General features: G+C 62.4%; 12 protein-coding genes. 11 read left to right on the top strand and 1 reads right to left on the bottom strand.

From position 1 onward, the window contains the following. Positions 1 to 548: 548 nt before the first annotated feature. From KDB76_RS21250 to argR, 5 genes are all read left to right on the top strand, one after another. The gene (locus KDB76_RS21250) at positions 549 to 1334 is read left to right on the top strand and encodes an ABC transporter substrate-binding protein (protein WP_023661364.1); all 786 of its coding nucleotides are present in this window, start codon (positions 549 to 551) and stop codon (positions 1332 to 1334) included. Between the two features lie 88 nt (positions 1335 to 1422). Continuing rightward, a complete protein-coding gene (locus tag KDB76_RS21245) occupies positions 1423 to 2112 on the top strand; it encodes an ABC transporter permease (RefSeq protein ID WP_003260113.1) in 690 nt (229 codons plus the stop codon). Next, positions 2109 to 2807, top strand: coding sequence for an ABC transporter permease (locus KDB76_RS21240; RefSeq protein ID WP_003260115.1), 699 nt, complete (start codon positions 2109 to 2111; stop codon positions 2805 to 2807). The genes KDB76_RS21245 and KDB76_RS21240 overlap by 4 nt, the downstream gene beginning before the upstream one ends. A 22-nt stretch (positions 2808 to 2829) precedes the next feature. Beyond that, positions 2830 to 3594: an ABC transporter ATP-binding protein gene (locus tag KDB76_RS21235; protein ID WP_013973655.1), complete on the top strand. Its 765-nt coding sequence runs from the start codon at positions 2830 to 2832 to the stop codon at positions 3592 to 3594. Between the two features lie 97 nt (positions 3595 to 3691). Next, entirely contained in the window at positions 3692 to 4672 is a 981-nt protein-coding gene (gene argR, locus KDB76_RS21230) for a transcriptional regulator ArgR (protein WP_024087503.1), read from the top strand. A gap of 103 nt (positions 4673 to 4775) precedes the next feature. On the opposite strand, the gene KDB76_RS21225 is transcribed toward argR, so the two are convergent. Beyond that, complete coding sequence (locus KDB76_RS21225) at positions 4776 to 5729, bottom strand: IS110 family transposase (protein WP_212632190.1); 954 nt, start codon at positions 5727 to 5729, stop codon at positions 4776 to 4778. A 547-nt stretch (positions 5730 to 6276) separates the two neighbouring features. Here KDB76_RS21225 and KDB76_RS21220 point away from each other — a divergent pair. The 6 genes from KDB76_RS21220 (at position 6277) to KDB76_RS21195 (ending at position 12912) form a co-directional block, all read left to right on the top strand. Beyond that, on the top strand, positions 6277 to 7497 hold the full coding sequence (locus KDB76_RS21220) for an aspartate aminotransferase family protein (protein ID WP_212632189.1): 1221 nt from the start codon (positions 6277 to 6279) through the stop codon (positions 7495 to 7497). Between the two features lie 146 nt (positions 7498 to 7643). Then, complete coding sequence (aruF, locus tag KDB76_RS21215) at positions 7644 to 8663, top strand: arginine/ornithine succinyltransferase subunit alpha (RefSeq protein WP_013973652.1); 1020 nt, start codon at positions 7644 to 7646, stop codon at positions 8661 to 8663. Between the two features lie 78 nt (positions 8664 to 8741). Further along, positions 8742 to 9770: an arginine N-succinyltransferase gene (astA, locus tag KDB76_RS21210; protein ID WP_013973651.1), complete on the top strand. Its 1029-nt coding sequence runs from the start codon at positions 8742 to 8744 to the stop codon at positions 9768 to 9770. Further along, a complete protein-coding gene (gene astD, locus KDB76_RS21205; RefSeq protein ID WP_038410067.1) occupies positions 9771 to 11234 on the top strand; it encodes a succinylglutamate-semialdehyde dehydrogenase in 1464 nt (487 codons plus the stop codon). A 23-nt stretch (positions 11235 to 11257) separates the two neighbouring features. After that, positions 11258 to 12607, top strand: coding sequence for an N-succinylarginine dihydrolase (gene astB / locus KDB76_RS21200; protein ID WP_013973649.1), 1350 nt, complete (start codon positions 11258 to 11260; stop codon positions 12605 to 12607). Positions 12608 to 12621: 14 nt separating this feature from the next. Continuing rightward, the gene (locus KDB76_RS21195; protein WP_003256592.1) at positions 12622 to 12912 is read left to right on the top strand and encodes a topoisomerase II; all 291 of its coding nucleotides are present in this window, start codon (positions 12622 to 12624) and stop codon (positions 12910 to 12912) included. Position 12913 lies beyond the last annotated feature (1 nt).

The following is a 12913-nucleotide window of genomic DNA, read 5'->3' as shown; positions in this document are numbered from 1 at the left end:
TTGCCGGTGTTCGCGGCTGAAGCCGCTCCCACAGGGTGAGGTATATGCCTGAGGGCTGTGTTGTATCAGTGAGGCCAGCCAACAAGAACCCCGCCCGGGCAACCGGCGGGGTTTTTGCTTTACTGTTACCCGACATTCATCGGTAACTGTTCTGTCACCGGCGTCGCACAATATCGGGGCGCCAGGAAACAAATCCGGCCTGTTTCGGTGCGTTTTCGCAGCCTTTTTTGCGACACGGCACGCTGCACTTGCCGTATTACAAGGCTTTGCCAATAATAGGCCCGGGAATTGCTAGTACTATAGGTTCTATTTCTTGCGCTCTTGCATATTTTGCAATGGCTGTCAACATCGCCCGTTGCCGTTTCAAGCGCTTCTGTAAGTAGTTGTCGCTTTGAAGAAATATCGACTACCGGGCTGTCGTTAAAATGCCACTCACTCGCTCGTGGTCTGCGGCCTTGGTCGAACCCTGCGCGGCTCGCGTTGTACCCATTCGCATATCGGGCAGCCGTTACCTGCCTTGTATTGCCCCGTACCGATGGAGTTACCTGATGAAGAAGCTCGCACTGCTTGGCGCCCTGGCGCTGTCCGTGTTTTCCCTGGTGTCGCAGGCCGATGAAAAACCGCTGAAAATCGGCATCGAAGCCGCCTACCCACCCTTCGCCTTCAAGCAGCCAGACGGCAGCATTGCCGGTTTTGACTACGACATCGGCAACGCCCTGTGCGAAGAGATGAAGACCAAGTGCACCTGGGTCGAGCAGGAGTTCGACGGCCTGATCCCGGCGCTGAAAGTGCGCAAGATCGACGCCATCCTGTCGTCCATGTCGATTACCGAAGACCGCAAGAAATCGGTCGACTTCACCAAGCGCTACTACCTGACCCCGGCGCGCCTGGTGATGAAGGAAGGTACCGCCGTCAGCGACAGCCTGGATGAGCTCAAGGGCAAGAAGATTGGTGTGCAGCGCGGCTCGATCCACGACCGCTTCGCCAAGGAAGTACTGGGCGCCAAAGGTGCCACCGTGGTTCCTTACGGCACCCAGAACGAAATCTACCTGGACGTGGCAGCTGGCCGCCTCGATGGCACCGTGGCTGACGCCACCCTGCTGGAAGACGGCTTCCTCAAGACCGACGCCGGCAAGGGCTTCGCCTTCGTAGGCCCGGCCTTCACCGACGCCAAGTACTTCGGCGACGGCATCGGCATTGCCGTGCGCAAGGGTGACAAGGCCAACGTCGACCGCATCAACGCGGCCATCGACGCCATTCGTGCCAACGGCAAGTACAAAGAAATCGAGAAGAAGTACTTCAACTTCGATATCTACGGTCCAGACTCGAACTAAGACGTCGGGTTTCACCTGTGCAATGGTGCAAACAGCAGAGGCTCTGAGGTTTGCACCATTTTTCATTCTCTAGGTCGAGGACCTCATCATGTTGAAAGGCTACGGGGCAGTCATCCTCGACGGGGCGTGGCTGACGCTTCAGCTCGCCCTGTCGTCGATGGCCCTGGCCATCGTGCTCGGCCTGATCGGTGTGGCGCTGCGCTTGTCGCCGGTGCGCTGGCTGGCCTGGCTGGGCGATCTGTATTCCACGGTGATTCGTGGTATTCCGGACCTGGTCCTGATCCTGCTGATCTTCTACGGCGGGCAGGACATTATCAACCGGGTTGCGCCGCTGCTCGGTTATGAAGACTACATCGACCTGAATCCGCTGATCGCGGGTATCGGTACCCTGGGCTTCATCTTCGGTGCCTACCTGTCGGAAACCTTCCGCGGTGCGTTCCTCGGTATTCCCAAAGGCCAGGCCGAAGCGGGCGTGGCGTATGGCATGAGCAACCGCCAGGTGTTCTTCCGCATCCAGGTGCCGCAAATGATTCGCCTGGCGATCCCGGGCTTCACCAACAACTGGCTGGTGCTGACCAAGGCCACCGCGCTGATTTCGGTAGTGGGCCTGCAGGACATGATGTTCAAGGCCAAGCAGGCGGCCGATGCCACCCGTGAGCCTTTCACCTTCTTCCTGGCGGTGGCGGCCCTGTACCTGGTGCTGACCAGCATCTCGCTGCTGGCCCTGAAGTATCTCGAGCGCCGCTACTCGGTTGGCGTCAAGGTGGCTGAACTATGATCTTCGACTACAACGTCGTCTGGGAGGCACTGCCGATGTACTTCGGCGGCCTGCTGACCACCCTCAAGCTGCTGGCGATTTCGCTGTTCTTCGGGCTGCTGGCGGCCATTCCGCTGGGCCTGATGCGAGTGTCCAAGCAGCCAGCGGTCAATCTCGTGGCGTGGCTTTACACCTACGTGATCCGCGGCACGCCGATGCTGGTGCAGCTGTTCCTGATCTACTATGGCCTGGCACAGTTCGAGGCGGTGCGCGAAAGCTTCCTGTGGCCGCTGCTGTCCAGTGCTACCTTCTGCGCCTGCCTGGCATTCGGCATCAACACCAGTGCCTACACCGCCGAAATCATCGCCGGCAGCCTCAAGGCCACGCCGCATGGCGAAATCGAGGCGGCCAAGGCCATGGGCATGTCGCGCATGAAGATGTACCGGCGCATCCTGCTGCCGTCGGCCCTGCGCCGGGCGCTGCCGCAGTACAGCAACGAAGTGATCATGATGCTGCAGACCACCAGCCTGGCGTCGATCGTTACCCTGATCGACATCACTGGCGCTGCGCGCACGGTCAATGCCCAGTACTACCTGCCTTTCGAGGCCTATATCACGGCGGGCGTGTTCTACCTGTGCCTGACCTTCATCCTGGTGCGCCTGTTCAAGATGGCCGAACGCCGCTGGCTCGGCTACCTGGCGCCGCGCAAGCACTGACCGCTTTGTGAGAATCGACAGCATGTACAAACTCGAAGTCCAAGACCTGCACAAGCGCTACGGCAGCCATGAAGTGCTCAAGGGCGTGTCCCTGTCGGCCAAGGCAGGCGATGTCATCAGCATCATCGGCTCCAGCGGTTCGGGCAAGTCGACCTTCCTGCGCTGCATCAACCTGCTGGAGCAACCGCACGCCGGGAAGATCCTGCTCAACAACGAAGAGTTGAAGCTGGTACCGGGCAAGGACGGCGCGCTCAAGGCCGCCGACCCGCGTCAGTTGCAGCGCATGCGCTCGCGCCTGTCGATGGTTTTCCAGCACTTCAACCTGTGGTCGCACATGACCGCGCTGGAAAACATCATCGAAGCGCCGGTGCATGTGCTGGGTGTGAATCGCAAGGAGGCCCTGGAAAAGGCCGAGCATTACCTGGCCAAGGTCGGAGTCGCCCACCGCAAGGATGCCTTCCCGGGGCACATGTCCGGTGGCGAGCAGCAACGCGTGGCAATTGCCCGGGCGCTGGCCATGGAACCGGAGGTCATGCTGTTCGACGAGCCGACCTCGGCGCTGGACCCGGAACTGGTGGGCGATGTGCTCAAGGTGATGCAGTCGCTGGCCCAGGAAGGCCGCACCATGGTGGTGGTGACCCACGAAATGGGCTTTGCCCGTGAGGTTTCCAACCAGCTGGTGTTCCTGCACAAGGGCCTGGTGGAAGAAACCGGCTGCCCACGCGAAGTGCTGGCCAACCCGCAGTCGGAGCGCCTGAAGCAGTTCCTCTCCGGCAGCCTGAAGTAAAAGCTGCATTTTTGCACCAGAATAGGGCATGCTGCGCGGCGAGCGCAGCCTGACCCGGCGCACAGACTCGAACGACCTCAGGTTTCGGACCGCACCTATGACCACCCAGCGAATCGGTTTTCTCATCTGGCCAAGCACCAAGCCCTTGACTCTGGCGCTGGCCGAGGAAGTGTTGCAGGTGGCGCAGCGGGTGCACCCGGAGGTGGTCTACGATCTGGTCTTCCTGCAGGCGGAGCCGGCGCAAGAGGGTAGCTGGCGCTTGCCGGGCGAGCCGTGGAACGGTCGCCTGGAGGGATGTCACAAGCTGTTCCTGTTGGCTGACGAGCAGCCGCTGACGGTGGGGGCTGCGTTGTCGACGGCGCTCAAGCAGTTGGCGCGCAGTGGCTGCATGATTGGCGGCCTGTCGGCCGGGGTCTACCCTCTGGCGATGCTGGGCCTGCTCGACGGTTACCGGGCTGCGGTGCACTGGCGCTGGCAGGATGATTTTGCCGAGCGCTTCCCCAAGGTCATCGCCACCAGTCACCTGTTCGACTGGGACCGCGATCGCCTGACAGCTTGTGGCGGCATGGCCGTGACCGACCTGCTGCTGGCAGTGTTGGCCCGTGATCACGGGGCGGAGCTGGCCGGGGCGGTGTCCGAGGAACTGGTGGTCGAGCGCATTCGCGAGGGTGGCGAGCGCCAGCGTATTCCGCTGCAGAACCGCCTGGGCTCCAGCCACCCCAAGCTGACCCAGGCGGTACTGCTGATGGAAGCCAACATCGAAGAGCCGCTGACCACCGACGAAATTGCCCAGCACGTGTGCGTGTCGCGCCGGCAGCTGGAGCGTATCTTCAAGCAGTACCTGAACCGCGTGCCGAGCCAGTATTACCTGGAGCTGCGGCTGAACAAGGCGCGGCAGATGCTGATGCAGACCAGCAAGTCGATCATCCAGATCGGGCTGTCCTGCGGCTTCTCCTCGGGGCCGCATTTTTCCAGTGCCTACCGCAACTTCTTTGGTGCTACGCCGCGGGAGGACCGCAACCAGCGTCGTAGCAGCAGCCCGTTCGAACTGAGCTCGGCGCCTGCCGAAAAAGGCTGATATTTCCTTACCCTGTGCCGGCCCTTTCGCGGCTGAAGCCGCTCCCACAGGGGCCGCACAACGTTCGAATCTTGCACAGGTCCTATGGGAGATTCTATGGTTTTCAGCAAGCCAGTTTCGCGCCTTTAGTGACGTATTCGTCCTGATTTTTCATCAGGGCGAATGCCACCCGCGCGAGCTTTCTTGCCAGGATTACCAAAGCTTGGGTTGTTGCTTTACCACTGCTCCGATGCTGTTCGTAAAGCCCTTTCCAGGCTGCCGATCTGCTGGCCGCCATCGCAGCGTTGTGCAATAAGCGACGAATTTCTGAACAACCTCGCTTGGTGAGGCGACGTCGCCCATTCTTCTGCCCGGAATCACTGACTCGTAAATCCATTCCTAGGAATGCAATGTACGAGTCACTGCTTTTGAACTCGCCCCTTGTAAAAGCCATCACCAATGCTGCGGCGGTGAGAAAACCAATGCCCTCTACTGCCTGGCAGCGAGCGACTTGTTCCTGTAGCCCAGCGTCTCGCAGTACTTCTTTAATCTTCTTTTGAATCAACTGATCCAGCCGATCTATCGACTTCACAAAAGTTTCGAAGGCGGCTTTCAAAAGGCTTTCGTTAGCCCAGCTCTGAGTCATTGCAGTACGAGCAGTCACCAAGGCGGCTCTGCGTCGCAAGAGGCTCTGAAGCTTGCCGTAGACAGCGGGAGGCGGGCTCCAAGGGCGAAGGTCCTCGCCTTCATTTTTTAAAAAACGGGACAACAACCGAGCATCGGAGGGGTCGGTTTTAACCCGTCCCCCAACACTTTTCCGGTAGTTGCTCAATTGAAAACCATCGATGACACAGACCTCGAAGCCTAGGCTGTGGGCCAATTCAACCAGGTCCAAGTGGTAGACATTGGTCGCCTCAACAGCGATAGCGGTGTTGAGGGTTTGTTGCTTGAGCCACCTTCTGATCTCGAGTTTGGAGTTTTTCAGCCTGATGATCTCGTCGCGATCATCGTGGTGGATAACCAGCTCAGCCTTCGCGACATCCGCACCCACGATCAACTTACCTACCTGCATTGCCATGGGCGGCTCCTCACGTTATGGTTTTTCGGCTTGAAGGGGTTTCACCAAGAGGCGCTGGCTTGCTTCTATCGTCGCTTGCAAACGATGCATTCTTTATCGGCGCTTTGGTGGAAGGGGTGGGGCGATGTCTCCCACGGTCTGTACTGCTGTGAACAGTCAGAATCGGGCATTTAGTCCCACCACCCCTTCAAGTCTAACCATACAAGCGGGTTCACCCGCGAAGAGGCCGGTGCAGGCAGCGCCCTTTCTCCCGCAGGTCTGTGCGATGTTTGAAGCCTGTGCGGTCCAGGTGGGAGCGGGCGTGCCCGCGAATCGGCCGGTACAGGCAACCACGCTTCTATATGTGTACACCCGTTCACCCAGCCCCCTCTCTCCCGTACACTGCGCGATTGCGACAGTGTTTGTCGCATTGCCGAAAGCCTTGTCAAAACTGGGTTTTGCGCTGTAACAAGTTGTCGCTTGGCCGCAAGGACAGGCGCGGATCAGTCCTTACAATCCCCCCATCGCTCGCCACTTCCAGGCCAGCGTTCCTCTTCAGGAGACTCAGATGTCCGTTGAGCAAGCCCCGGTGCAACGTGCCGATTTCGACCAGGTCATGGTCCCCAACTATTCTCCGGCGGCCTTCATTCCTGTGCGAGGCGAGGGCTCCCGTGTCTGGGACCAGTCGGGTCGCGAATTGATCGATTTTGCCGGTGGCATCGCGGTCAACGCCCTGGGCCACTGCCACCCGGCACTGGTCAAGGCCCTGACCGAGCAGGTCAACACCCTCTGGCACGTATCCAACGTGTTCACCAACGAGCCGGCCCTGCGCCTGGCCCACAAGCTGGTGGACGCCACCTTTGCCGACCGTGCGTTCTTCTGCAACTCCGGCGCTGAGTCCAACGAGGCCGCCTTCAAGCTGGCCCGTCGTGTTGCCCACGACCGCTTCGGCCCGGAAAAGCACGAAATCATCGCCACCGTGAACAGCTTCCACGGCCGTACCCTGTTCACCGTAAGCGTCGGTGGCCAGCCGAAGTACTCCGATGGTTTCGGCCCGAAGATCACCGGCATCAGCCATGTGCCGTACAACGACCTGGAAGCGCTGAAGGCACAGATTTCCGACAAGACCTGCGCCGTGGTGATCGAGCCGATCCAGGGCGAGAGCGGCGTGGTGCCGGCCGACAAGGCCTACCTGGAAGGCGCGCGCAAACTGTGTGACGAACACAACGCCCTGCTGATCTTCGACGAAGTGCAGACCGGCGTTGGCCGTACCGGTTCGCTGTATGCCTACCAGCACTACGGCGTTACCCCGGACATCCTGACCAGCGCCAAGAGCCTGGGCGGCGGTTTCCCGATCGGTGCCATGCTGACCACCACCGAGCTGGCCAAGCACTTGGCTGTCGGCACCCACGGCACCACCTACGGCGGCAACCCGCTGGGCTGCGCCGTCGCCTGCGCGGTGCTGGACGTGGTCAACACCCCGGAAACCCTGGCCGGTATCAAGGCCAAGCATGAGCGCTTCAAGGTCCGCCTGGAGCAGATCGGCCAGGAGTACAACCTGTTCAGCCAGGTGCGTGGCGTTGGCCTGCTGCTGGGCTGCGTGCTGACCGAGGCCTGGAAAGGCAAGGCCAAGGACGTGCTCAACGCCGCCGAGAAAGAAGGCGTGATGGTGCTGCAGGCCGGCCCGGACGTGGTCCGCTTCGCGCCAAGCCTGGTAGTTGAAGACGCCGACATCGACGAAGGCCTGGACCGCTTCGAGCGCGCCGTGGCCACCCTGACCAAGGGCTGATCCGCCCGCGGTCTCTTTGCCGGCCACGGTGCAGGCTCAGCCCGAGTCTGTACCGGGCCGGTGATACCCGATTCCAGTGCAGGTGCCAGTGCATCTGCCGTTTTTCCGTGCCGCCGTGAGCGGCCCGATTCCAAAGGAGTGACACCATGCTGGTGATGCGCCCCGCGCAAATGGCTGATCTGAACGAAGTGCAGCGCATGGCTGCAGACAGCCCCATTGGTGTCACCTCGCTGCCGGACGACACCGCTCGCCTGGGCGACAAGATCGCCGCATCCGAGACTTCCTTCGCCGCCGAGGTCAGCTTCAACGGTGAAGAAAGCTACTTCTTCGTGCTCGAGGACAGCGAAACCGGCAAGCTGGCCGGTTGCTCGGCCATCGTCGCTTCGGCCGGCTACTCCGAGCCGTTCTACAGCTTTCGTAACGAGACCTTCGTGCACGCCTCGCGCGAGCTGAAGATCCACAACAAGATCCATGTGCTCTCGCTGTGCCATGACCTGACCGGCAACAGCTTGCTGACCAGCTTCTATGTGCTGCCGGAACTGGTGAACAGTGGCTGGGCCGAGCTCAATTCGCGTGGCCGCCTGCTGTTCATGGCCGCTCACCCGGAGCGTTTCGCCGACTCGGTGGTGACCGAGATCGTCGGCTACAGCGACGAGCAGGGCGAATCGCCGTTCTGGGATGCCATCGGCCGCAACTTCTTCGACCTCAACTACGCCGACGCCGAGCGCCTGTGCGGCCTGAAGAGCCGCACCTTCCTCGCCGAACTGATGCCGCACTACCCGATCTACGTGCCGCTGCTGCCTGACCTGGCTCAGGAAGCCATGGGCCAGGTGCACCCGCGGGCGCAGATTACCTTCGACATCCTCATGCGCGAAGGCTTCGAGACCGAGCACTACATCGACATCTTCGACGGTGGCCCGACCCTGCATGCGCGCACCTCGGGTATCCGCTCGATCGCCCAGAGCCGGGTTGTGCCGGTGAGGCTCGAGGAAGCCCCGGTCAAGGGCGGGCGCCCGTACCTGGTGTGCAACGGCCAGTTGCAGGACTACCGCGCGGTGCTGCTGGACCTGGACTGGGTGCCCGGCAAGCCGGTCAGCCTGAGCCCGGCAGCCGCCGAGGCGCTGGGGGTGGGCGAGGGTGCCAGCGTGCGCCTGGTTGCGGTCTGAGGTCTGGCAACAGACGTTTCGGGATTGATGCGTTAGAAGAGTTTCGCGCCGGCCGCCGCCGCCGCAAAAGGAGATAGCATGATCGTTCGTCCTGTACGCAGCAGCGATTTGCCTGCGTTGATCGAATTGGCACGCAGCACCGGTACCACCGGGCTGACCACGCTGCCGGCCAACGAAGAGCGCCTGGGGCATCGCGTTGGCTGGGCGGAGAAGAGCTTCCGCGGCGAAGCCGAGCGTGGCGACACCGACTACCTGTTCGTGCTGGAAAACGACGAAGGCATGGTGGTGGGCATCAGTGCCATCGCCGGTGCCGTCGGCCTGCGCGAGCCCTGGTACAACTATCGGGTCGGGCTGACCGTCAGCGCCTCGCAGGAGCTGAAGATCTACCGCGAAATCCCCACCCTGTTCCTGGCCAACGACCTGACCGGCAACTCCGAGCTGTGCTCGCTGTTCCTGCGCAGCGACTACCGCTCCGGCCTCAACGGCCGCCTGCTGTCGCGTGCGCGCATGCTGTTCATTGCCGAGTTCCCCGAGCTGTTCGGCAAGAAGATCATCGCCGAAATGCGCGGCATGTCCGACGAGCAGGGCCGCTCGCCGTTCTGGGAAAGCCTGGGCCGGCACTTCTTCAAGATGGAGTTTAGCCAGGCCGACTACCTCACCGGCGTGGGCAACAAGTCGTTCATTGCCGAACTCATGCCGAAGTTCCCGCTGTACACCTGCTTCCTGTCCGAGGCGGCGCGCAACGTGATCGGCCGCGTGCACAAGGACACCGAGCCGGCGCTGGCCATGCTCAAGCAGGAAGGCTTCAACTACCAGGGCTACGTCGACATCTTCGACGCCGGCCCCGCCATCGAGTGCGACACCTCCAGGATTCGCGCCGTGCGCGAGAGCCAGACCCTGGTGCTGGCGGTGGGCACGCCGGGCGATGACGCGACGCCTTACATCATCCACAACCGCAAGCGCGACGATTGCCGCATCACGGCCGCACCTGCGCGGCTGGCTGCCGGTACCCTGGTGGTCGACCCCCTGACCGCCAAGCGCCTGCGCATGGGCGCCGGCGACAACGTGCGCGCCGTGCCGCTGTCGGCAAGCCGGGAGGCCCAGTAAATGACCACGCATTACATCGCAGGCAATTGGCAGGTTGGCCAGGGCGAAACCCTGCAGTCGCTCAACCCGGTGACGCAAGCCGTCGTCTGGCAGGGGCAGGGTGCTGACGCCAGCCAGGTGGATGCCGCCGTGCAGGCTGCGCGTCAGGCCTTCCCGGCTTGGGCGCAATTGAGCCTGGAGGCGCGTATCGATGTGCTGGAGAAGTTCGCCGCGCAACTGAAAGCGCATGCCGAAGCCATGGCCCAGTGCATCGGCGAGGAAACCGGCAAGCCCCTGTGGGAGTCGGCGACCGAAGTCACCAGCATGATCAACAAGGTCGCGATCTCGGTGCAGAGCTACCGCGAGCGCACCGGCGAAAAGAGCGGCCCGCTGGCCGATGCCACGGCCGTGCTGCGGCACAAGCCCCATGGCGTGGTGGCGGTGTTCGGCCCGTACAACTTCCCTGGTCACCTGCCAAACGGCCATATCGTGCCAGCGCTGCTGGCTGGTAACTGCGTGGTGTTCAAGCCCAGTGAGCTGACGCCCAAGGTGGCCGAACTGACCGTCAATTGCTGGATTGCCGCCGGGTTGCCGGCGGGTGTGCTCAACCTGGTGCAGGGCGCGCGCGAAACGGGTGTGGCACTGGCCGCCAACCCAGGTATCGATGGCTTGTTCTTCACTGGCTCCAGCCGCACCGGCAACCTGCTGCATCAGCAGTTCGCCGGCCGCCCGGACAAGATCCTGGCCCTGGAAATGGGCGGTAACAACCCGCTGGTGGTGGACGAGGTCAAGGACCTCGATGCGGCGGTGTACACCATTATCCAGTCGGCGTTCATTTCCGCCGGCCAGCGCTGCACCTGCGCCCGTCGTCTGCTGGTGCCGCAAGGCGCCTGGGGTGATGCGCTGATCGCGCGCCTGGTCGAGGTGAGCAGATCCATCACGGTCGGGGCGTTCGACCAGCAGCCGGCGCCGTTCATGGGTTCGGTGATCTCGCTGCAGGCGGCGCGGGCGCTGATTGCGGCCCAGGCCGAACTGGTCGCCAAGGGTGCCGTGAAGCTGCTGGAAATGACCCAGCCGCAGGCCGACGCCGCACTGCTGACCCCAGGCATTGTCGATGTCACCGCTGTGGCCGAGCGCCCGGACGAAGAGTTCTTCGGCCCGCTGCTACAGGTGATCCGCTATGCCGACTTCAATGCCGCCATCGATGAGGCCAACAACACCCAGTACGGCCTGGCCGCCGGCTTGCTGTCCGACTCCCACGCCCGTTACCAGTACTTCTGGCTGCGCAGCCGCGCCGGCATCGTCAACTGGAACAAGCAACTGACCGGTGCCGCCAGCAGTGCGCCGTTCGGCGGCGTGGGCGCCAGTGGCAACCACCGCGCCAGCGCCTATTACGCAGCGGATTACTGCGCTTACCCCGTGGCTTCGCTGGAGACCGCCAGCCTTGCCTTGCCGGCAACCTTGACGCCGGGCGTCACCCTATAACAACAGGTCACGGAGCCTAGCCGATGAAATCCTACGAAGTGAATTTTGATGGTCTGGTGGGGCCTACCCACAACTATGGCGGCCTGTCCTACGGCAACGTGGCTTCGCAGAGCAACAGCCAGCAGGGTTCCAACCCGCGCGAAGCCGCGCGCCAGGGCCTGGCGAAGATGAAAGCGCTGGCCGACATGGGCTTCAAGCAGGGCGTGCTGGCACCGCAGGAGCGCCCGGACGTGGCTGCACTGCGCCGCCTGGGCTTCAGCGGCAGCGATGCCGAAGTGATCCAGCGTGCCGCCAAGGAAGCCATGCCATTGCTGGTGGCCAGTTGCTCGGCTTCGAGCATGTGGGTGGCCAACGCCGCCACGGTCAGCCCCAGTGCCGACACTGCCGATGGCCGCGTGCATTTCACTGCTGCCAACCTCAACTGCAAGTACCACCGCAGCATCGAGCACCCGACCACCAGTCGCGTGCTGGGGGCCATGTTCAGCAACGACAAGCACTTTGCCCACCACGCGGCACTGCCTGCCGTGGCACAGTTCGGTGACGAGGGGGCGGCCAACCACACGCGCTTCTGCCGTACGTATGGCGAGGCCGGCGTGGAGTTCTTCGTCTACGGCCGCAGCGCCTTCGACAGCCGCTACCCGGCGCCGCAGAAGTACCCGGCCCGGCAGACCCTGGAAGCCTCCCAGGCCGTGGCCCGGCTGCATGGCCTGAGCGATGACGGCGTGGTCTACGCTCAACAGAACCCGGCGGTAATCGACCAGGGCGTGTTCCACAACGATGTGATTGCTGTGGGCAACGGCGAGGTGCTGTTCTACCACGAGGACGCTTTCCTCGAGACGGATGCGGTACTTGGCCAACTGCGAGCTAAACTGGCCAGCAAGGGTGGCAACTTCCAGGCCATCTGCGTGCCGCGGGCAGCGGTGACGGTGGAGGACGCGGTGCGTTCATACCTGTTCAACAGCCAGCTGCTCAGCCGCGACGACGGCTCCATGCTGCTGGTGGTGCCGGAAGAGTGCCGCAACAACGAGCGGGTCTGGGCCTATCTGGGCCAGTTGACCAGCCAGGGCGGCCCGGTGCGGGAGGTGAAAGTGTTCGACCTCAAGCAGAGCATGCAGAACGGCGGTGGGCCGGCTTGCCTGCGTTTGCGCGTGGCGTTGAAGGAAACGGAACTGGCAGCGGTCAACCAAGGCGTTATCATGACCGCCTCGCTGTACGACACCCTGGTGCAGTGGGTCGACAAGCATTACCGCGATCGCCTTGGCGAGGCGGACCTGGCCGACCCGCAATTGCTGGTGGAATGCCGTACGGCACTGGACGAATTGACCCAGATCCTGAAGTTGGGCTCGGTGTATCCGTTCCAACGCCAACCTTGAAGAGAGACTTTGCAATGACCGACGCCCTGCGCCTTATCCTGGAAGATGAAGACGGCACCCAGCTGGAAACTTCCTGCACCCGCTTTGCCGTCGTCTGGCAAGGCAAGGAAGTGTGGATTCAGCAGGATGGTCGTGGCCAGCTGCTGATCGGCGTGGATGTCGAGGAAGACGACACCGAGTACGCCAACCTGCTGCTGCGCCCGATGGCCACCAACCTGGTCAGCCTGCAGCTGGAAATGGAACCGGCGGAGGTCGGCGAAGACGACGATCACGTCCATGGCCCCGATTGCGGCCACCACCACTAAG

Source organism: Pseudomonas sp. JS425 (assembly GCF_018223845.1).
In the GTDB taxonomy this organism is placed as follows: Bacteria; Pseudomonadota; Gammaproteobacteria; order Pseudomonadales; family Pseudomonadaceae; genus Aquipseudomonas; species Aquipseudomonas asiatica.
Note: the sequence above shows the minus strand (reverse complement) of the source record. Positions and strands in the feature narration are given on the sequence as shown.